The organism is Micromonospora humi (assembly GCF_900090105.1).
Lineage (GTDB): Bacteria > Actinomycetota > Actinomycetes > Mycobacteriales > Micromonosporaceae > Micromonospora > Micromonospora humi.
Map to the genome: position 1 here is coordinate 132810 of NZ_FMDM01000001.1, position 25313 is coordinate 158122.

Genomic DNA, 25313 nt, shown 5'->3' on the forward strand with positions numbered 1-25313 from the left:
AGATCGTAACGTGAGTTACAGTCCGGGGGCTGGCTGTTCCGGCCCCCGGAAGGACTCCCCATGCGCATCCGTTCCCTCGCCCTGCTCGCCACCACCACGGCGCTGCTCGCCGCCACCGCCGCCTGCGGCACCTCCTCGGCCGGTGGCTCCACCGACGAGGTCACGCCCGTCTCGGTCACCATCGACGGCGTCGGTGCGGTCGAGACCGACAAGGCACTCGCCGGCAAGGTCCCGTCCGACGTGCGCGGCCGTGGCGCGGTCACGGTCGCCACCAACGCCCCCTACCAGCCGTTCATCGACTTCAAGGTGGAGGGCCGCACCGACCAGTTCGTCGGCCTCGACCACGACCTGTTCCAGGCCGCGTCGGCCCGCCTCGGCCTCAAGGCCACCTTCACCCAGCAGCCGTTCGACGGCCTCGTGCCCGGCCTCCAGGCCGCCAAGTACGACGCCATCGCCGGCGGCATCACCGACAAGAAGGAACGCCAGCAGGTCGCCACGTTCGTCGACTACTCCGCCTCCGGCACCGGGTTCCTGGTCGCCGCCGGCAACCCGCTCGGCGTGAAGACCGTCGCCGACCTCTGCGGCCGCACGGTCGCCGTGCAGAAGGCCAGCAACCAGGCGAAGAACCTGGCGACGTACGCCAAGCAGAGCTGCGCCGGCCGGCCGCTCGAGGTCAAGGAGTATCCGGAGAACCCGCAGGCGGTGCAGGCACTGATCGCCGGCAACGTGCAGGTCGTCGCCGCCACCCGGGTCAACCTGGTGGACACCGCCGGCTCGCTCGCCGGCAAGGCCGACCTGGTCGACGACCCGTCCTCGCCCAACGGCTGGCTGGCCAGCCCGAACGGCTTCGGGTTCCTCAAGGCCAACAAGGAGCTCGCCGAGGCGTACCGGGCGGCCGTGCAGTCGCTGATCGACGACGGCACCTACGGCAAGATCCTCGCCCACTGGAAGCAGACCCCGATCGCGGTCGAGAAGGCCACCGTCGACCAGGCCATCGACTGACCCGGCGGACCACCGCCCCCCGATCCGCGGTCGCCGGGCGCCCTCCACTTCCGTGAGGGCGGGCCCGGAGGCGCCCGGCGACCGCCGAACCCCTGCCGGAGGCACCCCCACGATGACCACCACCGAACCCCCCGCGGTACGGGTCGTCCCCGTCCGCCACTACGGCCGCTGGCTCACCGCGCTGCTCGTGGCCGGGCTGGCCGCGCTGTTCCTGCGGGCGCTGCTGAGCAGCCCCAACCTCGAACCCGGCACCGTCGCCCACTACCTCTTCCAGGACTACGTGCTCGACGGCGTGGTCACCACGCTCTGGCTCACGGTGCTCGCCATGGTGCTCGGCACCACCGGCGGCATCCTGCTCGCCGTGCTGCGGCTGTCCGACAACCCGGTGCTGCGCGGCGTCTCGTGGACGTTCATCTGGGTCTTCCGCGGCACCCCGCTGCTGGTGCAGATCATCTTCTTCGGGTTCCTCGGCGCGCTCTTCCCCCGGCTCACCCTCAGCGTGCCGTTCACCGGCACCGTCCTGTTCGACCGGCCCACCAGCGTGGTGGTCACCGGCACGGTCGCCGCCGTGCTCGCGCTCTCGCTCAACGAGATGGCGTACGCCGCCGAGGTCATCCGCGGCGGCATCCTCGCCGTCGACCAGGGACAGACCGAGGCCGCCGCCGCGCTCGGCATGGGCCCGACGCTCACCCTGCGCCGGGTGGTGCTGCCCCAGGCCATGCGCGTGATCATCCCGCCGATGGGCAACGAGACCATCACCATGCTCAAGTCGACAGCGCTGGTGTCGATCATCGCCGGCCGGGACCTGATGACCGCCGTGCAGAGCGTCTACCAGAACAACTACAAGGTGATCCCGCTGCTGCTGGTGGCGGCGATCTGGTACCTCGCCCTGGTCAGCCTCCTCTCCGCCGGCCAGTGGCTGGTGGAGCGCCGGTTCGGCCGCGGCTTCGCCCGGGGAGGCGTGCGATGACGGCGATGGTCCGTGCCGAACAGGTGACCAAGCGGTTCGGCGCGGTCGAGGTGCTCAAGGGCATCGACCTCACCGTGGCCGCCGGTGAGGTGGCCTGCCTGCTCGGCCCCTCCGGCTCCGGCAAGTCCACGTTCCTGCGCTGCGTCAACCACCTGGAACGCATCGACGGCGGGCAGCTCGCGGTCGACGGCGAGCTGGTGGGCTACCGCCGCCAGGGCGACAGGCTGCACGAGCTGAAGGCCCGCGAGGTGGCCGTGCGCCGCCGCGACATCGGCATGGTGTTCCAGCGCTTCAACCTCTTCCCGCACCTCACCGCGCTCGGCAACGTGACCGAGGCGCCGGTGCGGGTGCTGCGCACCCCGCGCGAGCGGGCCCGCGAGGAGGCGCTGCGGCTGCTGGAGCGGGTCGGGCTGGCCGACCGCGCGCACAACTACCCGAGCCAGCTCTCCGGCGGGCAGCAGCAGCGCGTCGCCATCGCCCGGGCGCTCGCCATGCGCCCGAAGCTGATGCTCTTCGACGAGCCCACCTCCGCGCTCGACCCGGAACTGGTCGGCGAGGTGCTGGACGTCATGAAGGGCCTCGCCGCCGACGGCATGACCATGGTGGTGGTGACCCACGAGATGGGCTTCGCCCGCGAGGTCGCCGACCAGGTCGCCTTCCTCGACGACGGCGTGGTGGTGGAGACCGGCCCACCCGACGAGGTGCTCGGCCGCCCCCGCCACGAGCGCACCCGCGCCTTCCTCGACAAGGTGCTCTGATGGATCCCCTGCTGCGCGCCGCCGGCGACCGGCTGACCGCCTACCACGACCGGCTCGCCCGGCTGGTCGCCGTCGACTCCGGCTCCGGCCACGTCGACGGGCTGCGCGAGGCCGCCGACCTGGTGCAGCGCTGGTGCCTGGCCGCCGGGATGGCCGTCGAGCGGGCACCGGTCGCCGACCCGGCCGGCCGGCCGCTCGGGGACGTGCTGACCGCCCGCCGCCGGGGCACCGGCACCCGCCGGATCCTGCTCGCCGGTCACCTGGACACCGTGTTCCCGCCCGGCACGGCCGCCGCCCGCCCGTTCCGGGTGCACGACGGCCGCGCGTACGGGCCGGGGGTCAGCGACGACAAGGGCGGCGTGCTCGCCGGGCTGGCCGCCGTCGAGGTGCTCGCCGCGACCGACCGGCACCGGTACGGCGAACTGGTGCTGCTCTGCACGCCGGACGAGGAGATCGGCTCGGTGGGCAGCCGGGCGCTGCTGCGTACCCTCGGCTCCGAGGCCGACGTGGCGCTCTGCCTGGAGTGCGCCCGCGACAACGGCGACCTGGTCTCGGCCCGCAAGGGCGTCGCGGACCTCGTGGTGACCCTGCGGGGCCGGGCCGCGCACGCCGGCATCGAGCCGGAACGCGGCGCCAACGCGCTGCTCGCCGCCGCCCGGCTGACCGTGGCGCTGGACCAGCTCAACGGGCGCTGGCCCGGGGTGACGGTGAACGTCGGGGCGCTGGAGGCGGGCGGCCGGCCCAACGTGGTCGCCGACCGGGCGCGGATGCTCGTCGACCTGCGCGCCTGGCGCACCGGCGAGTACGAGGCGGCGCTCGCCGAGATCCGCCGCCTGGTCGCCGCGCCGACCGTGTCCGGGGTGCACGCCGAGCTGACCGTGCAGGCACCCACCCCGCCCTGGGAGCCGGACCCGGCCGGCCGCCGGCTGGCCGAGCTGGCCGCGAAGGTGGGCGCCGGGCTCGGCGTGCCGGTCTCGCACACCGCGACCGGCGGTTGCGCCGACGCCAACCTGCTCGCCGAGGCCGGCGCGACAGTGCTCGACGGGCTCGGGCCGGTCGGCGGCGCCGACCACAGCCCGGGGGAGTGGCTCGACCTCGACTCGGTGGTCCCGCGGGTGGCGCTGCTGGCCGGCCTGATCGACGCGGTCAGCGGCGGATGATGCCGAGGTCGGTGGCGGCGGCGACCGCCGCGGTCCGGGAATCGACGCGCAGCTTGGTGTAGATGCGCGACAGGTGCGACTTGACGGTGCCCTCGGTCAGGTGCAGCCGCCGGCCGATGGCCTGGTTGGACAGCCCGGCCGCGACCAGGCCGAGCACCTCCGTCTCCCGCCGGGTCAGCGCGGTGTCCGGTGTGCGCAGCCGGTTCATCAGCCGGTCCGCGACGGCCGGGGCGAGCGCGGTGCGGCCGGCGGCGGCGGTGCGCACGGCGACGGCCAGCTCGTCCGGGGAGGCGTCCTTGAGCAGGTAGCCGGTCGCGCCGGCCTCGATCGCGGGCAGCGTGTCGGCGTCCGAGTCGTAGGTGGTGACGATCAGTACCCGGGGCGCGTGCGGCCGGGCGGTGATGGCGGCGGTGGCCGCCACCCCGGTCATGCCGCCGCCGAACCGCAGGTCCATCAGCACCACGTCGACGTCCCCGGCGGCGGCGCGAGCCACCGCGTCCTCGGCGGTGGCGGCCTCGGCCACCACGACCAGACCGGGTTCGGTCTCCAGCACCGCGCGCAGCCCGGCCCGCACGACGGGATGGTCGTCGGCGAGCAGCAGCCGGATCGGCGGCCCGGTCACGGACGACCGCCGGGCGGGGTGCGGGGGAGCCGGGCCGAGACGGTCGCGCCACGTCCGGGTGCGGCGGCGACGGTCAGGCCACCGCCCAGCGCGCGGGTGCGGGCGCGCATGGCGGCGAGACCGAAGCCGCCGCCGTCGGGCCCGGGTCCGGGCAGCCGTTCGGGGTCGAAGCCGGCGCCGTCGTCGGCCACGTCCAGGGTGACCCGGTCGGCGCGGTAGCCGAGCGTCACCTCGACCGTGGTGGCCCGGGCGTGGCGAACGGTGTTGGCCAGCGCCGCCTGGGCGATGCGCAGCAACGCCACCTCGGACGCGGTGGGCAGCGGGACCGGGCACCCGGTGACCGTGAACCGGGCGGTGAGGCGGTGCCGGGCGCCGGTGGTCGCGCAGAGGCGCGCCAACGCGTCGGCGAGCGTGGTGTCGTCCAGCGCCGGTGGGGTGAGCGCGGCGACGAAACGTCGGGCCTCGGCGAGGTTGTCCGCCGCCGCCTGCCGGGCCTGCTCGACGTGGCGGGCGGCGGTGTCCGGCCGGTCCGGCAGCACCCGGCCGGCGGCGCGCAGCAGCAGCTGGATGCTGGTCAGACCCTGCGCCAGCGTGTCGTGGATCTCGGCGGCCAGGCGCTCGCGTTCCGCCGCCACGCCGGCCTCGTGCTGCGCCCGGGCCAGGTCGGCGCGGGTGGCGGTCAGCTCCTCGATCAGCCGTCGGCGGCGCTCGTTCTCCTGGTGGAGCGCCTGGTAGCCGCGGACCACGGCCACCGCGACCGCGGCGCCGAGCACCGGCCCGATCGTGCCGGCCACGCTGACCGTGCCGCGGTGGGCGGCGAAGGCGACCACCGCCGCCGCGGCGGTCGCCGTGACGGCGGCCAGGCCGGCGCGCCGGGGCAGCAGGTGCAGGTGCAGCAGGTAGAGCGGGAAGGCGAGCCACAGAGCGTCGACGGTGAGCGCGGTCAGCGCCAGCCACGAGGCGCCGACCGCCGCCAGCCACCAGCCGGCCACCCGTCGGGAGCGGCGGACGCCGGGCAGGAACGCGCCGGCCGCGTACGTCAGCAGGCCCGCCGCCGCCACCGCCGCGATCCCCACGGCGTGCGGTCGTCCGGTGGCGATGGCACGCAGGCCGGCGAGGGCGAACAGCACGGCCACCAGCAGGTGCAGGCACCAGGCCAGCACACGGGCAGTGGAGGTGAGGGCGGGAACGGTGGTGGTCACGGCCCTCCCAGCCTAGAGGAGACGCAGGTCAGCCGGCCTCTGTCGAAAGGTGTAACCGGGCCGCCGCCGTTCCGCCCGGGAAGTGCCGTCCGTCGCCGGATGCCCGGCCCACCCTCCGGCGGCGACCGTGGACAGCGACCGCAACCGCCGTGGAAAGGACCGGTCGACACGTGTTCGTGGCCTGGAGAGACCTGAGGTTCGCCAAGGGGCGGTTCGCCCTGATGGGAACCGTCATCGTGCTGATCACCCTGCTGGTCGGCCTGCTGTCCGGCCTGACCGCCGGGCTGGGCCGGCAGAACACCTCCGCGATCACCGGCCTGCCCGCCGACCGGATCGCCTTCGGCAGCCCGCAGCCGTCGTACGCCGACTCGACCGTCACGCAGCGGCAGTGGCAGCGCTGGGCCGGCACGCCCGGCGTCACCGCCGCCGAGCCGCTCGGCATCGGCACCACCCGGGTCACCGCCGGTGCCCGGAGCGCCGCGGTCTCCGTGTTCGGTGTCCGGCCCGGTTCCCGCCTCGCCCCCGGCGACCTCGACGACGACACGGCGGTGCTGTCCACCACCGCCGCCACCGACCTCGGCCTGCGTGCCGGCGACCGCCTCGCCGTGGCCGGCCGGGAGCTGACCGTCGCGGCGGTACGCGGGGACGCCTCCTACAGCCACACCCCCGTGGTGTGGACCGGCCTCGACACGTGGCGGCGGACCGGCGACGCCGGCGCGGACACCGCCACCGTGATCGCGCTGCGCACCCGCGCCGGGGTGGACGTCGCCGCCGCCGACCGGGCCGCCGGCACCCGGACCGTCCGCACCGGCGACTCGCTGGCCGGGATCGGCTCCTACCGCTCCGAGAACGGCTCGCTCCAGCTCATGCGCGGCTTCCTGTTCGCCATCTCCGCCCTGGTCATCGGCGCCTTCTTCACGGTGTGGACGATCCAGCGCAGCGGCGACGTGGCGGTCCTGAAGGCGCTCGGCGCCTCCACCGCCGCGCTGCTCGCCGACGCGCTCGGGCAGGCCGGTGTCCTGCTGGTCGGCGGCACCGCGCTCGGCACCGGCCTGGCCGCCGGGCTCGGCGCGCTCGTCGCCGGCTCGGACGTGCCGTTCGTGTTGACGCCCGCCACCGTCGCCGTCCCGGCCGCGGTGACGATCCTGCTCGGCATGCTCGGCGCCGCCCTGTCGGTGCGCCGCATCACCGCCGTCGACCCGCTGACCGCCCTGGGGAGCGCCCGATGAGCCTCGACCTGACCGACGTCACCCTCACCTACCCGGACGGCGAGACCCGGCTGACCGCGCTCGACCACGTGACGCTGTCGGTCGCCAAGGGTGACCTGACCGCCGTCGTCGGCCCGTCCGGCTCCGGCAAGTCCAGCCTGCTCGCGGTCGCCGCCACGCTCGTCACGCCGGAGACCGGCGCGGTCGACGTCGACGGTGTCGCCACCGCGGGGATGAGCCGCGGCGCGCTCGCCGCCCTGCGCCGGCGCGCGATCGGCATCGTCTTCCAACAACCCCACCTGCTGCCGTCGCTGACCGCCGCCGAGCAGCTCCAGGTGATGGCCACCCTGGACGGCCGGTCGCCGGCCCGGGCCGCCGGCCGGGCCCGGGACCTGCTCGACGCGGTCGGGCTCGCCGCCCAGGCCGGCCGCCGGCCCCACCAGCTCTCCGGCGGGCAGCGCCAGCGGGTCAACATCGCCCGCGCGCTGATGAACGACCCGGTGGTCCTGTTGGTCGACGAGCCGACCAGCGCGCTCGACCAGGAGCGGGGCGCCGCCGTCGTCGACCTGATCGGCCGGCTCACCCGCGAGCGGGGCACCGCCACGGTGCTGGTCACCCACGACCGCGACCACCTCGCCGCCGCCGACCGGACCGTCGAGATGCGCGACGGCCGCCTGCGCGCCGTGGCCTGAGACCTACGGACTGCGGCACCGACGTACAGCAGGCTGTACTCTTCGCCGCCGGCGCTGCCGGCGGCGAACCCGGTGACCTATCGTGGCGCCGGAGGTGGGCCGATTTGGGGTACGTGCGCAGGCGGGTCCGCGCCTCGGTGGACGCGTTGGAGCACCTGGTCGGCGGGCTGGGCACCGCGCTGCTGGCGCTGGGCGCGCTGTTCTGGGTGCTCGCCGTGGCGGCCGCCTGCCTGGTCGGCGTCGGCGTGCTGCTGGCGCCCGGGGCGCTGAGCGTGCTGCGCTCGGTCGCCGACCGGGAACGCGCCCGGTTGTCCCGCTGGGGCCCGCCGGTCCCCGAGGTCGGGCCGACGCCGGTCGACGGGCGCGCCGCGCTGCGCGACCCGGTGGTCCGGCGCGAGCTCGGCTGGGTGGCGCTGCACGCGGTGCTGGGCTTCGGCACCGGGCTGATCGGTCTCGCGCTTCCGCTCTACGCCGTGCAGGACCTCACCTTCCCGCTGTGGTTCCGGCTGGTGCCGCCCGATGCCGGCGCGCCGGGGATCGGCTGGTGGCGAATCGACGGGCTGCCCGACGCGCTCGCGGTCGGGCTGCTCGGCGTCGGATGGCTGGCCGTCGGGGTCGGCGCCGGCCCGGCGCTGGCGCGCGTCCAGGCCTGGCCGGGCCGGTGGCTGCTCAGCCCGCCACCCGGGGTCGACCTGTCGCTGCGGGTCGCCCAGCTCACCGCCACCCGGGCCGCCGCGCTGGACGCGCACGCGGTGGAGCTGCGCCGCATCGAACGGTCGCTGCACGACGGCACCCAGAACCGGCTGGTCGCGGTGAACGTGCTGCTGGGCGCCGCGCGGCGGGCCCTGCGACGGGACCCGGGCCGGGCCGACGAGATCCTCGGACGGGCGCAGCACGCGGCCGAGCAGGCGCTCGGCGAGCTGCGTACCGTGGTGCGCGGCATCCTGCCGCCGGTGCTGGACGACCGTGGGCTCGCCGGGGCGCTCGCCGGCCTGGCCGGCGGTTCCCCGGTGCCGTGCCGGCTCACCGTGGACGTGCCGGTGCGGTGCGCGGTCGCGGTGGAGGCCACCGCCTACTTCGTGGTGGCCGAGGCGCTGACCAACGCGGCCCGGCACAGCGGGGCCGGCGCGGTCGACGTCGCGGTGCGCCGGCGCCGGGACCGGCTGCTGGTGACCGTCGTCGACGACGGGCACGGCGGCGCGGACGAGGCGCGCGGCTCCGGCCTGACCGGCATCCGGCGGCGGGTCGAGGCGTACGACGGCCGGATGACACTGACCAGTCCCACCGGAGGACCGACGAGGATGCACGTGGAGCTGCCATGCGGATCGTGATCGCCGAGGACGACGCGTTGCTGCGCGAGGGGTTGGCGCTGCTGCTGCGGGCCGAGGACCTGGACGTGGTGGCCACCGCCGGCGACCCGGACGAGTTCCTGGCCGCGGTGGACGCCCACGGGCCCGACGTGGCGATCGTGGACGTGCGGATGCCGCCCAGCCACACCGACGAGGGCATCGTCGCCGCGGTGGAGGCCCGCCGCCGCCGGCCGGGTCTCGCGGTGCTGGTGCTCTCCGCGTACGTCGAGCAGGCGTTCGCCACCGAGCTGTTCTCGGTCGGCGCGACCGGGCTCGGCTACCTGCTCAAGGAGCGGGTCGGCCGGGTCGAGGAGTTTCTCGGCGCGCTGCACCGGGTCGCCGCCGGCGGCAGCGTGATCGACCCGGAGGTGGTCGGGCAGTTGCTCGCCCGCAACCGTCGGCCGGACGACGCGCTGGCCCAGCTGTCACCGCGCGAGCACGAGGTGCTGGCGCTGATGGCGGAGGGCCTCGGCAACTCCGCGATCGCCGAGCGGCTGTTCGTCACCGAGGGTGCGGTGCACAAGCACATCCGCAACATCTTCGCCAAGCTGCACCTGCCGCCGGACGACCGTGCCGACCGCCGGGTCACCGCCGTGCTGCGCTACCTGAACGACGGCCGGCGCGCCGCCTGAGGAGTCGGGCGGCGCGCCGGCGCTTCGGCGAGCGGTCAGCGGGCGGGCGCGCAGAGCGCCGCGTCGACGCTGTCCGAGACGGCCTCGGCCATCGCCAGTGACGTGGGGAGCCCGGTCACCGCGACCACGGCGCTGCGCCCGTCGGTGGTGGCCAGGTTGCGTGTCTCGAAGCCCTGGATGTCGCCGCCGTGCCCCCAGGCGTGACCGCCGCAGGGCAGGTCGTGCCGGGCGATGCCGAGGCCGTACGACCAGACGCCGCCGGGCTCGAACTCCGGCGCCGGAACGGTCCGCAGCATGGCGGCCTGCTGCGCCGGCTTCAACAGCCGCCCGGCCAGCAGCGCCTCGAAGAAGACGCGCAGGTCGCCCGGCGTCGAGATCAGCTGGCCGGCGGACCAGCCCAGCGACGGGTCCATCTCGGTCACGTCGACCCACGGCGCGTCCGGCGCGACCGCCACGTACCCCTGCGGGTGTCGGCCGGGGATGCGCTGGTCGCCCACGCCGGGCCAGGAGGTGTGGCGCAGCCGCAGCGGCTCGATGATCCGCCGGGTGATCTCCTCGCCGACCGGGCGTTCGGTGACCCGCTCGACGATCAGCCCGGCCAGGACGTAGTTGGTGTTGCTGTACTCCCACTTCGCGCCCGGGGCGAACCGCCGCGGCCGGGTCAGCGCCGCGTCCACCAGCCGGCGCGGTTCCAGGTAGGCGTGGGCGCGGTCCACCAGGTCCTGCGGCTCGGTGAACAGCACCTCGTCGTAGTCGGGCAGGCCGCTGGTCTGCTGGAGCAACTGGCGTACCGTGATCCGGCGCCCGTCGTTGCCGTGGCCGCGCACCATGCCGGGCAGGTAGCGCTCGACGGTGGCGTCCAGGTCGATGCGGCCCTCGCCGACGAGTTGGAGGACGACCACGGCGGTGAAGGTCTTGGTGTTGCTGCCGATGCGCACCCGGCCGTCGGTCGGCACGCCCCGGCCGGTCCGCAGGTCGCCGACCCCGGCGGTACGGTCGCGGACCCGGCCGCCGGCGTCGCGGACGGAGGCCAGCGCCCCGGGGAAGCGCTGCTCGGAGACCAGGCGGTCGAGGCGTTGCTGGACCACGTCGGACCGGTCGGCCCGGGCGGGGGCGGCGGACGCGGCGGGCACGCCCAGGGCGGTGGCGGTCAGCACGGCCACCGCGCCGGCGGCCAGGTTTCGGGGTGTCATCGGGCTCCTCGTCGTCGCGGTTCCGGTACGGCTTCCAGCCTCGATCAGTGCCGTCCGGTTCGGAATCCCGCCTGCTGCCCGGTCCGGGTACCGCAGGCGCTACCGACCTACGGCACGTCAGCCGGTAGGGTCGGGGCAGCGTCGCGTGCCGGTGGCAGACCGTGTCAGGCATGGAGGCGCCGGACCGTAAGGGAGCACGACGATGACCACCGTCGTCCCTTCGCCGTCACCCGATGCGTGACGGCGAGCAGACCAGGCTGGTTGCCTGGAGTCGAGAGTTGCGCGACGTCCACGGACGGCTGCGCGAGGCGCTACGGGTGACCCGGGAGGCGCTGGCCGACGGCGCGGCGGCCGGGCCGGCCACCCGGGACCTGCTGTTGTTCTGTCACGGGTTCTGCGCCGCGCTCACCGCGCACCACGAGGGGGAGGACCGGGAACTGTTCCCGGCGATCGCGGCTGCGTACCCCGAGCTGGGCGACACGCTGCGCCGCCTGCGGCAGGACCATTCGATGATCGGGCACCTGTTGGGCGCGCTGGCGGCCGCGGTGGCCCGGGACGCCCCGCCCGCGGAACTGGGCCGGCACCTGGAGGGCGTGGCGGCGATCATGGAGTCGCACTTCCGGTACGAGGAGCGCCAACTGCTCACCGTGCTGGAGACGCTGGCGCTGGACGCCGATCCGGCTGTGGTGCTGGGTCCACTGTGAGCACAGCCGTGTTAGGAGGGGCCCCTTGTTATCGCCAGGCGATAACAAGGGGCCCCTCCTAACAGCTCACCTCAGTTCAGGCCGCAGGCGGCTAGCGCGTCGAGGTTCGGGCGCTGCGCGCCGACCCGGTTGAAGGCGATCTCGATCCGGTCGAGCGCGGCGCCCCTCTTGCTCTTCAGCGGCCCGAGGATCGCGTTGTCGATGAAGGCGGGCCCACCCTCGGGCCGGGCCGCGAGCCGGGCCAGGCGGGCGTTCGCCTCGGCGATCTGCTTGTCCAGGTTGGCCAGCTCGGCCTGCACCTGACCGGCGGCAGCCGCCGGCACGGCGGGGAGCTGCACTCCGGGGCAGTTCACGGTGCGGGCCTGCCCGACCGCCGCCCCACCGTTCTGCCCGGCGCCGTTCTGTCCGCCGCCGTTCTGTGCGCCGCCGTTCTGGGCAGCTCCGCCGTTCTGCGCGCCGCCGTTCGCCCCGCCCTGGGCGGCGCCGCCGTTGACGGCGCTGGGCACGCCGGCGGCGTTGAGCCCGCAGGTGGCCAGCGCGTCCAGGTTCGGGCGCTGCGCGCCGACCCGGTTGAACGCGATCTCGATCCGGTGGAGCACGGCGGTGCGCTTGTTCTTCAGCGGGCCGAGGATGGCGTTGTTGACGAAGTTCGGCCCACCCTCGGGCTTGACCGCGAGCCGGGCCAGCCGCTCGTTCTGTCGGGCGATCTCCTCGTCCAGGTTGGCCAGTTCCCGTTCCACCTGCGCGTTCGCCGCCGCCGGCACGGCGGGCAGCTTGTCGCGTACGGTCGGGCAGTTCACGGTCTGTGCGGCCGAGGCGGCTCCGCCGCCGTTGGTGTCGGCGGACGCCAGTTGCAGCCCGCCGGCGAACAGGAGCGCCGCGAGGACGCCCACCCCACCGAGTTTCAGGACCGCGTTGTTGCGCGTACCCCTGGCCATGCACCTCTCCTTTGGTTGACCTGGAGGGCCGGCGCGGCATGCGTGCCGCGTCGCCGCTCCGCGGTGCGAAGTGAGACGCAGGGATCGTGTCGTGCCCGCTCCGGCATCGCGGTTCCGGACGATCTCCCTGTCGGGTATGGATACGGGCGCGGCTGCCGGATCGTTCAGCGTCCGGTGACCCGATTGACCGCATCGACGGGTGTCAGTAGCCTGCGGCGAAAGCGCTTTCTGCGCGGGAGGCGTGACGGGTCCGTCGAGGACGGACGTCCGGGGCAGGGAAGGCCCACCGACGGCACCGACCGGGCATCGGTGCCTTTCCGGCGCGGCACCGAACCACCACCCGCAGGAGAACTTCATGATCAACCGCAGGCGCCGCACGGTGCTGTGGACGGCCGCGGGCGCGGCCGCGACGCTCGCCGCCTCCGGCCTCGCCCTCGGCGCGACCGCCGCCCAGGCGGCCGCCGGCTGCCGAGTCGACTACGCGGTCACCGCGCAGTGGTCCGGCGGCTTCACCGCCAACGTCAACCTCACCAACCTCGGCGATCCGCTGACCGGCTGGACCGTCACGTGGAACTTCAACGACGGCCAGACCGTCAGCCAGGCCTGGGGCGCCGACATCACCCAGACCGGTGCGTCGGTGCGGGCCGCCAACGTCAGCTACAACGGCAGCCTCGGCACCAACGCGAGCACCTCGTTCGGCTTCAACGGCGCCTGGAACAACAGCACCAACTCCACGCCGTCCTCGTTCGCGGTCAACGGCGTCCTCTGCGGCGGCGCCGTCCCCACCGACCCCGGTGGGACCCTCACCCCGCCGCCGGGGCCGACGACCCCGCCGCCGTCGCCCACCACCCCGCCGTCGCCGACGACTCCGCCGCCGACGAGCGGAGCGGTGTACGCCGCGCCGAACGGCACCGCCGGCGCGGCCGGCACCCAGGCGAACCCCACCACGATCGCCGCGGCGATCACCCGGGTCGGCGCGGGCGGCACCGTCTACCTGCGCGGCGGCACCTACAGCCTGGCCCAGACCGTCACCGTCGCCGCCGGCAACAACGGCACCGCGAGCGCGCGCAAGAATCTGTACGCCTACCCGGGCGAGACGCCGATCCTGAACTTCTCCGCGATGGCCGAGGACCCGGCGAACCGAGGGCTCGCGCTGAACGCGTCCTGGTGGCACGTGCGGGGGATCGTTGTCGAACGCGCCGGCGACAACGGCATCTTCGTCGGCGGCAGCAACAACATCATCGAACGGACGGTGACCCGGTTCAACCGCGACACCGGCCTGCAGCTGTCCCGGATCGCGTCCAGCACCCCACGTGACCAGTGGCCCGCGAACAACCTCATGGTCAGCGTCGAGTCGCACGACAACGCCGACTCCGACGGCGAGGACGCCGACGGGTTCGCCGCCAAGCTCACCGTCGGCGGCGGCAACGTCTTCCGGTACGCGGTGTCGCACCACAACATCGACGACGGCTGGGACCTCTACACCAAGACCGACACCGGCGCGATCGGCGCGGTGACCATCGAGGACTCCCTGTCGTACCACAACGGCACGCTCAGCAACGGAACCCAGAACGGCAACGGCGACCGCAACGGCTTCAAGCTCGGCGGCGAGGACATCGCGGTCAACCACACCGTTCGTCGCACCATCGCGTACCGCAACGGCAAGCACGGCTTCACCTACAACCGGAACCCCGGCACCATGACGATCTCCAACAACCTGAGCATCGACAACACCGAGCGCAACTTCTCCTTCGACGCCGGCACCTCGGTCTTCCGCGGCAACACGTCCTGCCGCAGCGGCAGCGGGTCGAACGACAAGACGGTCGGCAACGTGGACGGCTCGAACCAGTTCTGGTCCGGCGCCAACGGCTCCCGCTGCGCCACCTACTCCGGAGCCCTCGGCTGGTCCTTCACCTCCGACGGCCGCCTGGCGGTCACCCTCGGCGGCCGCCCGGTCTCCCTGTAGCTCCGCGCCGCCCACCCCGCATCGTCGATCTTGCGGTTGCTGCCCCCACAAACCCGACAAAAGGTACGAGTCAGGGGCCGCAACCGCAAGATCGACGCTGGTTGTCGGGGGAGGCGGCGGGTTTTGAGGCGGTCACCAACCGATCCGCCTTTCCGACTCCCGTCGACACCGTGGCCAGTGGCAAGGTGCGGGTGTGGGACCGCGCGGACGTGGAGGCGTGGATCAGGCGCTACCGGCCGAACCAACCACGCGGCGCGGACGACGAACGGACCTGAGGGGCGGTGGGGGATGGCCGGGGCGCGGGAGCCGTGGGATCTGGCGGCCTACGAGCGCCGGGCGCGATCCGGGCGGTGCTTCGTCTGCGCCTACCTGGCCGGTGAACCCGACTTCGCCCACGAGGTGGTCTATGACGACGGCCCGCACGTCGCGTTCCTCAACCGGTATCCCACACTGGTCGGCTCCACGTTGGTGGCGCCTCGTCGGCACGTCGAGGACGTCGTCAACGAGCTGACGCCGGGGGAGTACCTGGACCTCCAGGCGGTGGTGCACCGGGTCGCCCGCGCCGTCGCGGAGGTGCTGGGGCCGGAGCGCACCTACCTGCTGTCGCTCGGCAGCGCGCAGGGCAACGCGCACGTGCACTGGCACGTCGCGCCGCTGCCGCCGGGGGTGCCGTACGAGCGGCAGCAGTATCACGCGTTGATGGCCGAGCACGGCGTGGTGCCGCAGTCGCCGGACCAGCTCGCTGCGCTCGGCGCGCGCCTCCGGGCGGCGCTCGCACACGGAGCGTGACGCCGCCGGAGAAGGCATCACTTTTCATCGTCATGCCTCTCAGGCATAAATATGACCGAGAGGTATGACGCTGAAAAGTGGATTCTTTCCCGGCGCCCGCCGTGTCGGTGCGCCCGTCCGCCGGCCCGTTGCCCGGGTGCAAGCGCCGAGGCATGCGCAATTCGAGGGCGGGTTGACAGCGTGATCAGTAGTTAGGTTAGCCTAACCTTCGTGACGAGCGAAACGGTGCGGGCCGACGGCCTGCGGGGCAGTGCGCTGCGGCTGGGCTACCACGGGACGACTGTGGTGCACGACGCCGACATCACGCTGCGGCCGGCGGCGGTGACCGCGCTGGTCGGCCCGAACGGCAGCGGCAAGTCGACGCTGCTGCGCGGGCTGGCCCGCCTGCACCCGCTGGAGCACGGCGAGATCGTGCTCGCCGACGGCACGCCGGCCCGGGCGCTGTCCGCCCGCGACTTCGCCCGCCGGGTCACGTTGCTGGCGCAGAGCCGTCCCACCCCCAGCGGGGTCACCGTCCGGGACGTGGTCGGCTACGGCCGGCACCCGTACCGGCAACGGTGGCGGGCCGGTGACCCGGACGGGCCGGCGGCGATCGACCGGGCGATGGCGGTGACCGGCGTTGACGCCATGGCCGCCCGGCCGGTCGACGAGCTGTCCGGCGGCGAACTCCAACGGGTCTGGCTGGCCACCTGCCTGGCCCAGGACACCGCCGTGCTGCTGCTGGACGAACCCACCACGTTCCTCGACCTGCGCTACCAGGTGGAGATCCTCGACCTGGTGCGGGACCTCGCCGACACCGCCGACGTCGCCGTCGGCGTGGTGCTGCACGACCTCAACCAGGCCGCCGCCGTCGCCGACGAGGTGGTGCTCCTGCACGAGGGGCGGGTGCGCGGCACCGGCGCCCCGCGCGAGGTGCTCACCGAGGCGGCGCTCACCGAGGCGTACGGCATTCGCGTCGAGGTGATCGTCGACCCGGTCACCGGCCGGCTCTCCACCCGTCCCGTCGGCAAACACACCACGTCCTGACTACAGAAGAGAAACCGATGTCGCGTACCCGATTCACCCTGCTCGCCGCCGCGGCGACCGCGCTGCTGGTCGCCGGCTGCGGCACCACCGAGACGCCCGCCGCGGCCCCGTCCGCCTCCGCCCCCGCGGCCACCGGCCCGGTCACCGTCACCGACAGCCGCGGCAAGGCGATCACCCTGAAGAACCCGGCCACCAAGGTCGTCGGCCTGGAGTGGGGCGAGGTCGAGATGCTCGTCGGCCTCGGCGTGATGCCGGTCGGCGTCGCCGACCCCAAGGGGTACGCCACCTGGGTCACCGCCGCGCCGCTGGATGCGGGCGTCAAGGACGTCGGCACCCGGGGCGAGCCGAGCGTCGACGCCGTCGTGGCGCTCCAGCCGGACCTGGTGGTGATGGAGGCCGAGCGCGGCGCGGCCATCGTCACCCAGCTGGAGAAGTACGTGCCGGTGCTGGTCACCAAGGGCAGCGACGCGGCTGACAACCTCGGGCGGATGCGGTCCGACCTCACCATGATCGCCACCGCGACCGGGCGCACCGCACAGGCGGAGAAGCTGCTCGCCGACTTCGACGCCGCGCTCGCCGACGGCCGGAAGAAGATCGCCGACGCCGGCGCGGCCGGCCGGCAGTTCGCCTTCGCCGACGGCTGGAAGGAGGGCAGCACCGTGTCGATCCGGATGTTCGGCCAGGGCGCCCTCGTCTCCCAACTCGGCATCCAGCTCGGCCTGAAGAACGCCTGGACCGGCAAGACCGACGCGATGTGGGGCCTCGGCCAGACCGACGTCGAAGGGCTGACCGTCCTCAAGGGCCAGGACCTGCACTTCTTCTACAACGCCTCGGACGGGCAGGACGTCTTCGCCGACGGTCTCGCGGGCAACGCGATCTGGCGGTCGCTGCCGTTCGTGCAGCAGAACAAGCTGCACAAGATGCCCAACGGCATCTGGACGTTCGGCGGCACCCTGTCCGCGAAGCAGTACGTCGACCAGCTCGTCGCCGTCTACACGGCCTGACCCCGATGATCGCCACCGTCCGACCGGAGCCGGCCACCCGGCCGGCCCCGGTCGGGCCACCCCCCGCCCGCCGCCGGGTCGCCGGCGCGTTCCTGCTCGCCGCCGCGCTGCTCGTGGCCATCACGGCGGTGCACCTCACCCAGGGCACCTCGTCGGTCGGGGCGGCCGACCTGCTCCGGCTGCTCACCGGCGCGGACGACGAGACCGCCCGGGTGCTCGTCGCCTCCCGGCTGCCGCGACTGCTCACCGGGCTGGCCGTCGGCGTCGCGCTCGGCTTCGCCGGCGCGGCCCTCCAGTCGACCACCCGCAATCCGCTCGCCTCGCCGGACACGCTCGCCGTCAACGCCGGCGCGCACCTGGCGATCGTGTCCGCCGCCGCGTTCGGGATCGCGCTGCCCGCGCTGCCCGCCGGCGGGCTCGCGTTCTGCGGCGGGCTCGCCGCGGCCGGCCTGGTCATGCTGCTGTCGGCCGGCGGCCAGGCCGCGACCACCCGGCTGATCCTCGCCGGCTCGGCCACCGCGATGGCGCTCGCCTCGCTTACCATGCTGCTCCTGCTCCTCTTCGAACAGGCCACCATCGGGCTGTTCGCCTGGGGAAACGGCTCCCTCGTGCAGGGCGACCTGGTGGCGTTCACCCAGCTCGCCCCGGTGATCGCGGTCGCCGCGCTGGTGCTCGTCGCGCTCGGGCACCGGCTCGACCTGCTCGCCCTCGGCGACGACACCGCCACCGTGCTGGGGCTGGACGTGCGCCGGACCCGGCTCGCCGTGGTGCTGCTCGCGGTGCTGCTCTCCGCCGCCGCGGTCACCCTGGCCGGGCCGATCGGCTTCGTCGGGCTGGGCGCTCCGGTGATCGTCCGGCTGCTCGGCCGCTGGGTGCCGGAGGTCCACCGGCACCGGGTGCTGCTGCCGCTGTCCGGGCTGGTCGGCGTGGCCGTCGTGCTCGGCTCCGACGTGCTGCTGCGGGCCGTGCTCGGCGGGCAGGCCGGCGTGGACGTGCCGACCGGCGTGGTCACCACGCTCTTCGGCGCGGTCCTGCTGGTCTGGCTGGCCCGCCGGCACCGCGACGCCGGCCCCACCCGGCAGCCGCCGGGCGGCCACGCGGCGGTACGCTCCCGCGCCGTCCACACCGCAGTCGTCGCCACCTGCGCGGTGGCGGCCGTCGGCGCGCTGGTGCTCGGCATGCTCGCCGGGGACACGATGGTGCTGCTCGGCGACGTCGTCAACTGGGCGCAGGAGCGCACCGGGCCGGCGTACACCTTCGTGCTGGACGCGCGGTGGCCGCGCGTCGCGGCGGCGCTGCTGGCCGGCGCCGCCCTCGCCCTGGCCGGCACCACCGTGCAGGCGGTCTGCCGCAACCCGCTCGCGGAGCCGGGCATCCTCGGCATCACCGGCGGCGCCGGGATCGGCGCGGTGTCGCTGCTGACGTTCGCCCCGACGGCCGGGGTGCTCGCGCTCTCCGGCGCGGCCGGGCTCGGCGCGGTCGCCGCGTTCACGCTGGTCTACGGGCTGGCGCGGCGGCGTGGGCTCAACTCGGACCGGCTCGTGCTGATCGGCTTCGCGGTCTGGCAGGGCGGTGCCGCGGTGATCACCTTCATCGTCGTCTCCTCCGACCCGTGGAACACCGGCAAGGCCCTGACCTGGCTGTCCGGCTCCACCTACGGGCGCACCGCGCCGCAGGTGCTGCCGGTGGCGCTCGCCCTGCTGATCGCCGTCCCGGTGGTCGCCGCGGTGCGGCGGGAGCTGGACCTGCTCGCCCTGGACGACGACACGCCCCGGGTGCTCGGCGTCCGGCTGGAGCGCGCCCGGTTGGTCGCGCTCGGCCTGGCGGCGCTGCTCACCGCCACCGCCGTGTCGGCCGTCGGCGTCATCGGTTTCGTCGGCCTGGTCGCGCCGCACGCCGCGCGGGCGCTGGTCGGCGGCCGGCACACCCGGGTGCTGCCGGTCGCGGTGCTGCTCGGCGCCACAGTGGTCAGCCTCGCCGACACGCTCGGGCGCACCGTCATCGCACCCGCGCAGGTCCCGGCCGGGCTGGTCACCGCGTTGATCGGCACCCCCTACTTCGTCTGGCTGCTGTGGCGCTCCCGCGCCGCCCACCGATGACATCGAAAGGACGTCTCATGACCAGCACCGTGGCCGTCGCGCCGTGGCGCGTCTTCACCGTCGAGGTGCGCGCGCTGCGCCGGCTCGGCCCGTCGTTCCTGCGGGTCACCTTCACCGGGGCGGACCTGGACCGGTTCGCCGACAACGGGTACGACCAGCGGATCAAGCTGGCGTTGCCGGTGGCCGAGGGCGTGCCGGGGGAGCTGCCGGACGGTCCGGACTGGTACCAGCGGTGGCGGGACCTGCCGGCGGAGCGGCGCAGTCCGATCCGCACCTACACGGTCCGGGCGGCCCGACCGGAGGCGTACGAGGTGGACGTGGACCTGGCGTTGCACGGTGACGGCGGCCCGGCGACCCGGTGGGCGCGGCGGGCCCGCCCCGGTGACCGGCTCGCGCTGGTCGGGCCGGACGCGGGCTGGCCCGGCGAGCACGGCGGCGTCGAGTTCCGGCCGCCGGCCGGGGCGACGCTGCTACTGGCCGGCGACGAGACCGCCGCGCCGGCGATCTGCGCGATCCTGGACCGGCTGCCCGGCGGCGCGCACGGCCACGCCCTGGTGGAGGTGCCGGAGGCCGGCGACGTGCTGCCGTGCCGAGTGCCGGCCGGCGTCACCGTGACCTGGCTGCCCCGGGCCGGCACCCCGCACGGCAGCCGCCTCACCCCGGCCGTGACGGAACTCGCCGCACGGCTGCTGCCCGCCCCGGTGGAGCCGCCGGCTCGGGCGCCGTCGTCCGGCCCGCCGCCGGCCGAGGTGGACGTCGACCGGGAGATCCTGTGGGAGGTGCCGGAGCGGCCCGACGGGGCGGCGCTCTACGCGTGGCTGGCCGGCGAGGCGGCGGTGATCCGGGGCCTGCGCCGGCACCTGGTCACCGACCGCGGGCTCGACCGGCGGGCGGTGGCGTTCATGGGCTACTGGCGGGCCGGCCGGGCCGAGTGCTGACCGGTCACCCGTGCAGTGTCGCGCTGGGTGGCCTGCCGTACGCCTCGCGGTAGGCGGCGGCGAAGCGGCCGGGGCTGGTCCAGCCCCAGCGGCGGGCGATGCCGGCGACCGTCTCGTCCCCGCCCGGCTCCGCGGCGACCAGGTCCCGGTGCGCGCGGGCGAGCCGGACTCGGCGCAGGTGGGTCAGCGGGCTGTGACCGACGTGCCGGTGGAACGCCGCCTGCAGCGCGCGGGCCCCGACGCCGCAGGCGGCGGCGACCTGGGCCACGGTCACCGGCTCGGCGGCGTGGTCGTCGAGGTATTGCTGGGCGCGGCGGACCACGGCCGGCGGGACCCGGCGTGGGCCCGGCACGTAGTCGGCCGTCATGGTGGTGTTGGGGAACACCGCGAGCGCGGTGGTCGCTGCCAGGTCGACCAGGGACTCCTGCACCAGTGGCTGCCCAAGGGCGTCGTCGGGCAGCCCGTGCAGGAACAACGACAGCCGCGCCCACGCCTGAGCCGTCGCGGTCGACACCGGCGCGAGCCCCAGGAACCGGAAGGTCTGCGGGTTGGCCCCAGCCCGGACGGCCGCGACCAGCGCCACCCGCTCGGCCGGCAGCCGGACGACCAGGCCGGCCAGGTCGGTCCACGAGACCGACGACTCGACGGGGGCGGACGTGCGGACGCCGCCGGGCGACGTCCGCACGTCCGCCCGGCCGGCGGCGAGCCCGAGCCGACCGCGTACCACGTGCACGGCCATGAAGTCGGCGTACGGCCCGGTCCGTGAGCGGGCCGTCATCGAGTGCGCCATCCGGTCGAGACCGAGCAGGCCGGCCTGCGCCGTCCAGAGCGCGAATCGGAAGTCGCGGCGCGATCCGTCGAGGACCACCCGATGCCCGGTCAACGCGAGGATGGCCTGGCACGCGACATCCGGATCAGTCGTGACCACCTCGTGCCGCCGCACCCGCATCGCGCCCGCTCCGGTGCGCATCGGCCGTCCTTCCATCTGACGCGGACTTCCTTCGGGCAGGATGGGACCCGCGACGGATCGCCGACGGACTCGTTGTCCGTTCATTTTCGTAGGGTCTCGCTGGGGCGACTGCCGTACGTCTCCCGGTAGGCGGCGGCGAAGCGGCCGGGGCTGGTCCAGCCCCAGCGGCGGGCGATTCCGGCGACCGTCTCGCCGGTGGCCGGGTCGGCGGCGGCGAGATCGCGGTGGGCGCGGGCGATGCGGACCTGACGCAGGTAGGTCAGCGGGCTGTAGCCCAGATGCCGTTGGAAGGCGGCCTGCAGGCCCCGTGGTCCGACGCCGCAGGCGGCGGCGACCTGCGCCACGGTCACCGGCTCGGCGGCATGCTCCTCCAGGTAGGCCTGCGCGCGTCGGACCACCGACGGTGCCACCCGGCGTGGCTCCGGCACGTACGCGGCGGTCATCGTGGTGTTCGGGAAGACCGCGAGCGCGGTGGTCGCCACCAGGTCGGTCAGGGAGGCCCGCACCAGCGGTTGGTCGAGGCCGTTGTCGGGCGTGGCGGCCATCCGGGTGAGGAACGTGGACAGGTGGGCCCAGGCGTGGGCCATGGCCGGCGACACCGGCGCGAGACCGAGGAAGCGGAAGTCGCGCGGCGGGGTCTCCACCCGGCGCTGCGCGATCCGCGCCACCTGCTCCATCGGCAGCCGGACCGTGGTGCCGATCACGTCGGTCCAGTGCAGCACCGACCGGCGCGACGGGTACCGACCGACGCCGCCGGCCGGCACCAGCAACTCGTCGTCGCCCTCGACGAACCGGAACCGGCCCCGGACCACGTGGGCGGCCATGAAGTCGGGGTACGGCCCGGACTCGACCCACGCGTCCATGGAGTGGGCGGCCCGGTACAGGGCGAGCGGGCCGGCCTGCACGATCCGCATCGCGAAGCGGAATTCGCGCCGGCCGCCGCGGAAGTGCGGCCGGTGCTCGCCGCACGCCTCGGCGATGGCGGTGCGGGCGACGTCGGGGTCCCGGGTGGACAGTTCGGTCCGCCGCACCGGCGTGTGGTCCGTCACCGGGTCCGCTCCGCCGGGGCGGCCGCTGCCGTCCCGCGCAGCGTGTCGCCGGGGCGGCAGCCGTACGTCTCGCGGTAGGCCTGGGCGAACCGGCCGGCGTGGGCCCAGCCCCAGCGGCGGGCCGTGTCCGCGACGGTCTGCCCCGGTCGGGCCTGTGTCAGGTCCCGGTGCGCCCGGCGCAGCCGGACCGCGCGCAGGAACGCCATCGGGCTCTGCCCGTGGTGCCGTTGGAACGCGATTTGCAACGCGCGCGGTCCGGTCTCGCAGGCGTCGGCGATCCGCGTCACGGTCAGCGGCTGCGCGGCGTGCGCCTCGATGAACTCGGCGGCCCGGCGCACCAGCGCGGGGCGTACGCCGGGCGGTCCGGCCAGGTAGGGGAGGGTCATGATGGTGTTGGGGAACACCGACACGGCGGTGGCGGCGGCCAGGTCGACCAGGCCGGCCCGGGTCAGCGGGCTGGCCGCCACGGCGTCGTCGGCGAGCTGGGCCCGGAGGAACGCCGCTGTCGACTGCCACAGCGCCGCCATCGTGGGCGACAGCGGCGCGAGCGCGGTGAAGCGGAACTCGGTGGCGGGCAGACCGGTGCGGGCGGCGGCCACCTCGGCGATCCGCGGCATCGGCAGCCGCACGATGGAGGCCGCCAGATCCTCGGAGAAGAGCGTCGATCCGACGTCGGGATACCTGCCGGTCGAGCCGGGGGCCAGGCACAGCTCCTCGTGGCGGGTGCGGAGTGTGGAGCGGCCGTGGGACACGGTCACCGCGGCGAAGTCGGGAAAGGGCGGGGTCTGCGTGCGGATGCCGAACGTGTAACGCATCTCGTCGATTTCGAGCTCGTCGGCGCGCAGTGTGCGTCGCCGGTAGTGGAAGCGTCCCCGTGGCCCGGAGAGCCGAGCCTGGTGTCCGCCGTATCGGCGCGCGATGAGGTGGTGCGCGCGCTCGGGGTCCACTGTCTCCACGACGTCGCGTGTCACCGGCTTCCGTCCGGTGGGGGGTTCCGTCCGTCGCAGGGTCACGTCTCACCTCCCGGTGCACCGGTGCGGGGTCATTCGCCTGGATGAACGGGCTGCTTGTCGGTCGGCAACGGTTCGCCGTCGACCTCGTGGGCCCCGCGACACGCCGAGTAGATCAGCCGATCCGTTTTCCGCAAGCGACTGGTCGTTTCGCGAATGGGGAGGCGACAGCGGCAGGGCGGCGGTTTTCATCAGTCGGCAACAACCGGCTCCCGCCACGCGCGAAACCGCAATGGCGAATCGGTTCGACCGATCGAAGGAGTCTTTGTGGTTACGCGACGGCATCAGCGAAATTGTCGGGTATCGGACTGTTCCGCCGTCCGGGACGGTGCCGTTCCGCGGCCCTAACGTCTGCCCTGTCCGCGCCACTGTCCCTTGGCCCGGCAGATACGGCCGGCCGATCGGAGTCAGGCGACGATGCCGACCCCGGTCGGCCGGTCCCGTGCCCGGCGCGACCGCGTCCGGATCGACAGGCCGCAGGCCGAGGAGGTGCGGGATGGGGAGTGCGGAAGCCGCGCACGGCCGTGCGGCGGGCGCCGTCCTGCTCCCGCTGTCCGCCCGGATCGTCAACCGCGCGCTCTGGTCCTCCCGGCGCAGAGGGGTGCTCACCCGTGACTGACCTCATCCCACGCCCCACCGACCGTGACGTGGCGTACGGCATCGCCCTGGGCCTGGATCCACCGAGAACCGTGCCGGCCCGGCTCGGTCCGGTGCCGACGCCACTGGCCGCGCTGGAACGGGCGGTGTTGCCGGCGCTGCGCCGACCACCCTGCCTGGTCAGCTTCTCCGGCGGGCTGGACTCGTCGCTGGTGCTGGCGGTCGCCGCCCGGGTGGCACGGCGGGAGGGACTCCCCGACCCGGTGCCGGTCACCTGGCGCTTCACGGAGGCGCCCCGCGCATACGAGACGCCCTGGCAGGCGAAGATCATCGCCGAGCTGGACCTGGGTCGGCAGTGGCAGATCCTCCAGGCCGGCGACGACCTGGACCTGGTCGGTCCGGTCGCCCGCCGGTTGTTGACCCGCTACGGACAGCTGTACCCGGCGGACCGGCACCTGCACCTGCCGATCGTGGAGCTGGCCCGTAGCGGCGCGCTGCTCACCGGCTTGGGCGGAGAGCAGGTCCTGGCCGGATGGCGGCGCCGTCCCGGCTCGCTCCGGACCCGGCTGGGCCGGTTAAGTGCCGGCTCGCGGCGCGCGGCGCCCGACCTGTTCCCCTGGCTGCGCCCGGAGGCTCGGCGGCAGGCGTGGCGCACGTACCGCGCCGAGCAGCGCGCCGAGCCGCACCGGCTCGCGGGACGGGTCGCCTGGCACCTGCGCCGGCGCGACCTGACCATGGCCGCGCTGAGCCTCGCCGCGGTCGCCGCCGACCACGACGTGCTGGCCGTGTCGCCGCTGATGAGCGACGGCTTCGCCGCCGCCCTGGCCACGCACCACGGCCGGACGCGGTCACCCTCGCGACCGGAACTGCTCGACGCGATCGCCGACGCCGCGCTGCCGCCGGTGATCGCCGCGCGCCGGACCAGGGCGGCCCTCGACGAGGTGTTCTTTCGGGAAGCCACCCGGGAGTTGGTGCGCGGTTGGGACGGCAGCGGCGTCGACGGGTCGCTGGTCGACGTGGCGGCGCTGCGCCGGGAATGGTCGGCCTGGCCGATCAACGCGGGCACGGCGGCGCTGGTGCAGCAGGTGTGGCTGGCCGGACTCTCGGTCGCGCCCGGACTACCCGACCTGGAGGCGCCGCGGTGACCAGCGACCCGTCCGTCGTGTACCGGATTCCGGGTGACCGGGTCGCCTGGCGGACGAGCGGGGACGAGACGGTGCTGCTCGACCTCGGCCGGTCCGTCTACTTCGCGCTGGACCGCTGGGCCACGGTGCTCTGGCCGTACCTGGTGGCGGGCGCCACCGCCGCCCAGTTGAGCGACGTGCTGACCCGCCGCGCCACCGTGGAACGGGAGCGGGCGGTGGCCGACGTGCGCTCCTTCCTGGCCGACCTGGAGGCGGCCGACCTGATCGAACACGTGTGATCCGCCCGACGC

Annotated in this window: 25 protein-coding genes; 18 read left to right on the forward strand and 7 right to left on the reverse strand. The window is 74.6% G+C overall.

Features of this window, described 5'->3' with window-relative positions; genetic code table 11:
- Positions 1–60: 60 nt before the first annotated feature.
- The 4 genes from GA0070213_RS00575 (at position 61) to GA0070213_RS00590 (ending at position 3890) form a co-directional block, all read left to right on the forward strand.
- Positions 61–1002 carry a transporter substrate-binding domain-containing protein gene (locus tag GA0070213_RS00575; RefSeq protein WP_091055452.1) on the forward strand — a complete coding sequence of 314 codons (942 nt, stop codon included), beginning with the start codon at positions 61–63 and terminating at the stop codon, positions 1000–1002.
- Positions 1003–1114: 112 nt separating this feature from the next.
- Positions 1115–1972 carry an amino acid ABC transporter permease gene (locus tag GA0070213_RS00580; protein WP_091055455.1) on the forward strand — a complete coding sequence of 286 codons (858 nt, stop codon included), beginning with the start codon at positions 1115–1117 and terminating at the stop codon, positions 1970–1972.
- A complete protein-coding gene (locus tag GA0070213_RS00585) occupies positions 1969–2730 on the forward strand; it encodes an amino acid ABC transporter ATP-binding protein (protein WP_091055458.1) in 762 nt (253 codons plus the stop codon). Before GA0070213_RS00580 ends, GA0070213_RS00585 begins: the two co-directional genes overlap by 4 nt.
- Positions 2730–3890 (forward strand): M20/M25/M40 family metallo-hydrolase, encoded by a 1161-nt coding sequence (locus GA0070213_RS00590; protein ID WP_091055461.1) that lies wholly within the window; start codon positions 2730–2732, stop codon positions 3888–3890. Before GA0070213_RS00585 ends, GA0070213_RS00590 begins: the two co-directional genes overlap by 1 nt.
- On the opposite strand, the gene GA0070213_RS00595 is transcribed toward GA0070213_RS00590, so the two are convergent.
- Together GA0070213_RS00595 and GA0070213_RS00600 are read right to left on the reverse strand one after the other, a co-directional pair.
- Positions 3877–4512, reverse strand: a complete 636-nt coding sequence (locus GA0070213_RS00595) for a response regulator (RefSeq protein ID WP_091055464.1) — start codon at positions 4510–4512, stop codon at positions 3877–3879. The two genes, GA0070213_RS00590 and GA0070213_RS00595, sit on opposite strands and share 14 nt — an antisense overlap.
- Positions 4509–5714: a sensor histidine kinase gene (locus tag GA0070213_RS00600; RefSeq protein ID WP_091055467.1), complete on the reverse strand. Its 1206-nt coding sequence runs from the start codon at positions 5712–5714 to the stop codon at positions 4509–4511. The genes GA0070213_RS00595 and GA0070213_RS00600 overlap by 4 nt, the downstream gene beginning before the upstream one ends.
- A 221-nt stretch (positions 5715–5935) precedes the next feature.
- Here GA0070213_RS00600 and GA0070213_RS00605 point away from each other — a divergent pair, with 221 nt between their 5' ends.
- From GA0070213_RS00605 to GA0070213_RS00620, 4 genes are all read left to right on the forward strand, one after another.
- Positions 5936–6943: an ABC transporter permease gene (locus GA0070213_RS00605; RefSeq protein ID WP_245716192.1), complete on the forward strand. Its 1008-nt coding sequence runs from the start codon at positions 5936–5938 to the stop codon at positions 6941–6943.
- The gene (locus tag GA0070213_RS00610; RefSeq protein ID WP_091055473.1) at positions 6940–7614 is read left to right on the forward strand and encodes an ABC transporter ATP-binding protein; all 675 of its coding nucleotides are present in this window, start codon (positions 6940–6942) and stop codon (positions 7612–7614) included. The genes GA0070213_RS00605 and GA0070213_RS00610 overlap by 4 nt, the downstream gene beginning before the upstream one ends.
- A gap of 104 nt (positions 7615–7718) precedes the next feature.
- A complete protein-coding gene (locus GA0070213_RS00615) occupies positions 7719–8945 on the forward strand; it encodes a sensor histidine kinase (RefSeq protein ID WP_091055476.1) in 1227 nt (408 codons plus the stop codon).
- Complete coding sequence (locus tag GA0070213_RS00620) at positions 8933–9595, forward strand: response regulator (RefSeq protein WP_091055479.1); 663 nt, start codon at positions 8933–8935, stop codon at positions 9593–9595. The genes GA0070213_RS00615 and GA0070213_RS00620 overlap by 13 nt, the downstream gene beginning before the upstream one ends.
- Positions 9596–9630: 35 nt before the next feature.
- Here GA0070213_RS00620 and GA0070213_RS00625 read toward each other — a convergent pair whose 3' ends face one another.
- Complete coding sequence (locus GA0070213_RS00625) at positions 9631–10788, reverse strand: serine hydrolase domain-containing protein (RefSeq protein ID WP_091055481.1); 1158 nt, start codon at positions 10786–10788, stop codon at positions 9631–9633.
- A 233-nt stretch (positions 10789–11021) separates the two neighbouring features.
- Here GA0070213_RS00625 and GA0070213_RS00630 point away from each other — a divergent pair, with 233 nt between their 5' ends.
- Entirely contained in the window at positions 11022–11492 is a 471-nt protein-coding gene (locus GA0070213_RS00630) for a hemerythrin domain-containing protein (protein ID WP_091055483.1), read from the forward strand.
- A 71-nt stretch (positions 11493–11563) separates the two neighbouring features.
- Here GA0070213_RS00630 and GA0070213_RS00635 read toward each other — a convergent pair whose 3' ends face one another.
- Positions 11564–12430, reverse strand: coding sequence for a hypothetical protein (locus GA0070213_RS00635; RefSeq protein WP_091055485.1), 867 nt, complete (start codon positions 12428–12430; stop codon positions 11564–11566).
- A 355-nt stretch (positions 12431–12785) separates the two neighbouring features.
- Between GA0070213_RS00635 and GA0070213_RS00640 the strand changes: the two genes are divergently transcribed.
- The 6 genes from GA0070213_RS00640 to GA0070213_RS00665 all read left to right on the forward strand — a co-directional run bounded on the left by GA0070213_RS00640 (position 12786) and on the right by GA0070213_RS00665 (position 20252).
- Complete coding sequence (locus tag GA0070213_RS00640) at positions 12786–14396, forward strand: cellulose-binding domain-containing protein (RefSeq protein ID WP_091055488.1); 1611 nt, start codon at positions 12786–12788, stop codon at positions 14394–14396.
- Positions 14397–14684: 288 nt separating this feature from the next.
- Positions 14685–15185: an HIT family protein gene (locus GA0070213_RS00645; protein ID WP_091055490.1), complete on the forward strand. Its 501-nt coding sequence runs from the start codon at positions 14685–14687 to the stop codon at positions 15183–15185.
- A 225-nt stretch (positions 15186–15410) separates the two neighbouring features.
- A complete protein-coding gene (locus GA0070213_RS00650; protein ID WP_091055492.1) occupies positions 15411–16211 on the forward strand; it encodes an ABC transporter ATP-binding protein in 801 nt (266 codons plus the stop codon).
- 17 nt (positions 16212–16228) lie between these two features.
- Complete coding sequence (locus tag GA0070213_RS00655; RefSeq protein WP_091055495.1) at positions 16229–17215, forward strand: ABC transporter substrate-binding protein; 987 nt, start codon at positions 16229–16231, stop codon at positions 17213–17215.
- A gap of 5 nt (positions 17216–17220) precedes the next feature.
- Positions 17221–19314 (forward strand): iron ABC transporter permease, encoded by a 2094-nt coding sequence (locus GA0070213_RS00660; protein ID WP_091055498.1) that lies wholly within the window; start codon positions 17221–17223, stop codon positions 19312–19314.
- A gap of 17 nt (positions 19315–19331) precedes the next feature.
- Positions 19332–20252: a siderophore-interacting protein gene (locus GA0070213_RS00665; protein WP_091055501.1), complete on the forward strand. Its 921-nt coding sequence runs from the start codon at positions 19332–19334 to the stop codon at positions 20250–20252.
- 4 nt (positions 20253–20256) lie between these two features.
- Here the strand turns inward: GA0070213_RS00665 and GA0070213_RS00670 are convergent, their stop codons facing one another.
- The 3 genes from GA0070213_RS00670 to GA0070213_RS00680 form a co-directional block, all read right to left on the reverse strand.
- Complete coding sequence (locus tag GA0070213_RS00670) at positions 20257–21222, reverse strand: AraC family transcriptional regulator (protein ID WP_139128599.1); 966 nt, start codon at positions 21220–21222, stop codon at positions 20257–20259.
- An 80-nt stretch (positions 21223–21302) separates the two neighbouring features.
- Positions 21303–22271: a helix-turn-helix transcriptional regulator gene (locus tag GA0070213_RS00675; protein ID WP_091055506.1), complete on the reverse strand. Its 969-nt coding sequence runs from the start codon at positions 22269–22271 to the stop codon at positions 21303–21305.
- Positions 22268–23242 (reverse strand): AraC family transcriptional regulator, encoded by a 975-nt coding sequence (locus tag GA0070213_RS00680; protein WP_139128600.1) that lies wholly within the window; start codon positions 23240–23242, stop codon positions 22268–22270. The genes GA0070213_RS00675 and GA0070213_RS00680 overlap by 4 nt, the downstream gene beginning before the upstream one ends.
- Before the next feature lie 535 nt (positions 23243–23777).
- On the opposite strand from GA0070213_RS00680, the gene GA0070213_RS32445 reads away from it, so the two are divergent.
- The 3 genes from GA0070213_RS32445 to GA0070213_RS00690 are packed head-to-tail and all read left to right on the forward strand — an operon-like array spanning position 23778 to position 25301.
- On the forward strand, positions 23778–23900 hold the full coding sequence (locus GA0070213_RS32445) for a hypothetical protein (protein ID WP_281182208.1): 123 nt from the start codon (positions 23778–23780) through the stop codon (positions 23898–23900).
- Positions 23893–25023: an asparagine synthase-related protein gene (locus GA0070213_RS31000; protein ID WP_175441159.1), complete on the forward strand. Its 1131-nt coding sequence runs from the start codon at positions 23893–23895 to the stop codon at positions 25021–25023. Before GA0070213_RS32445 ends, GA0070213_RS31000 begins: the two co-directional genes overlap by 8 nt.
- The gene (locus tag GA0070213_RS00690) at positions 25020–25301 is read left to right on the forward strand and encodes a PqqD family protein (protein ID WP_175441160.1); all 282 of its coding nucleotides are present in this window, start codon (positions 25020–25022) and stop codon (positions 25299–25301) included. The genes GA0070213_RS31000 and GA0070213_RS00690 overlap by 4 nt, the downstream gene beginning before the upstream one ends.
- Positions 25302–25313 lie beyond the last annotated feature (12 nt).

Excerpts from the sequence above, each read along its gene's own strand:
- GA0070213_RS00575 (WP_091055452.1), top strand. The coding sequence starts at position 61 with ATGCGCATCCGTTCCCTCGCCCTGCTCGCCACCACCACGGCGCTGCTC.
- GA0070213_RS00580 (WP_091055455.1), top strand. The coding sequence starts at position 1,115 with ATGACCACCACCGAACCCCCCGCGGTACGGGTCGTCCCCGTCCGCCAC.
- GA0070213_RS00585 (WP_091055458.1), top strand. The coding sequence starts at position 1,969 with ATGACGGCGATGGTCCGTGCCGAACAGGTGACCAAGCGGTTCGGCGCG.
- GA0070213_RS00590 (WP_091055461.1), top strand. The coding sequence starts at position 2,730 with ATGGATCCCCTGCTGCGCGCCGCCGGCGACCGGCTGACCGCCTACCAC.
- GA0070213_RS00605 (WP_245716192.1), top strand. The coding sequence starts at position 5,936 with ATGGGAACCGTCATCGTGCTGATCACCCTGCTGGTCGGCCTGCTGTCC.
- GA0070213_RS00610 (WP_091055473.1), top strand. The coding sequence starts at position 6,940 with ATGAGCCTCGACCTGACCGACGTCACCCTCACCTACCCGGACGGCGAG.
- GA0070213_RS00620 (WP_091055479.1), top strand. The coding sequence starts at position 8,933 with ATGCGGATCGTGATCGCCGAGGACGACGCGTTGCTGCGCGAGGGGTTG.
- GA0070213_RS00625 (WP_091055481.1), bottom strand. The coding sequence starts at position 10,788 with ATGACACCCCGAAACCTGGCCGCCGGCGCGGTGGCCGTGCTGACCGCC.
- GA0070213_RS00630 (WP_091055483.1), top strand. The coding sequence starts at position 11,022 with ATGCGTGACGGCGAGCAGACCAGGCTGGTTGCCTGGAGTCGAGAGTTG.
- GA0070213_RS00635 (WP_091055485.1), bottom strand. The coding sequence starts at position 12,430 with ATGGCCAGGGGTACGCGCAACAACGCGGTCCTGAAACTCGGTGGGGTG.
- GA0070213_RS00640 (WP_091055488.1), top strand. The coding sequence starts at position 12,786 with ATGATCAACCGCAGGCGCCGCACGGTGCTGTGGACGGCCGCGGGCGCG.
- GA0070213_RS00645 (WP_091055490.1), top strand. The coding sequence starts at position 14,685 with ATGGCCGGGGCGCGGGAGCCGTGGGATCTGGCGGCCTACGAGCGCCGG.
- GA0070213_RS00655 (WP_091055495.1), top strand. The coding sequence starts at position 16,229 with ATGTCGCGTACCCGATTCACCCTGCTCGCCGCCGCGGCGACCGCGCTG.
- GA0070213_RS00660 (WP_091055498.1), top strand. The coding sequence starts at position 17,221 with ATGATCGCCACCGTCCGACCGGAGCCGGCCACCCGGCCGGCCCCGGTC.
- GA0070213_RS00665 (WP_091055501.1), top strand. The coding sequence starts at position 19,332 with ATGACCAGCACCGTGGCCGTCGCGCCGTGGCGCGTCTTCACCGTCGAG.
- GA0070213_RS00670 (WP_139128599.1), bottom strand. The coding sequence starts at position 21,222 with ATGCGCACCGGAGCGGGCGCGATGCGGGTGCGGCGGCACGAGGTGGTC.
- GA0070213_RS32445 (WP_281182208.1), top strand. The coding sequence starts at position 23,778 with ATGGGGAGTGCGGAAGCCGCGCACGGCCGTGCGGCGGGCGCCGTCCTG.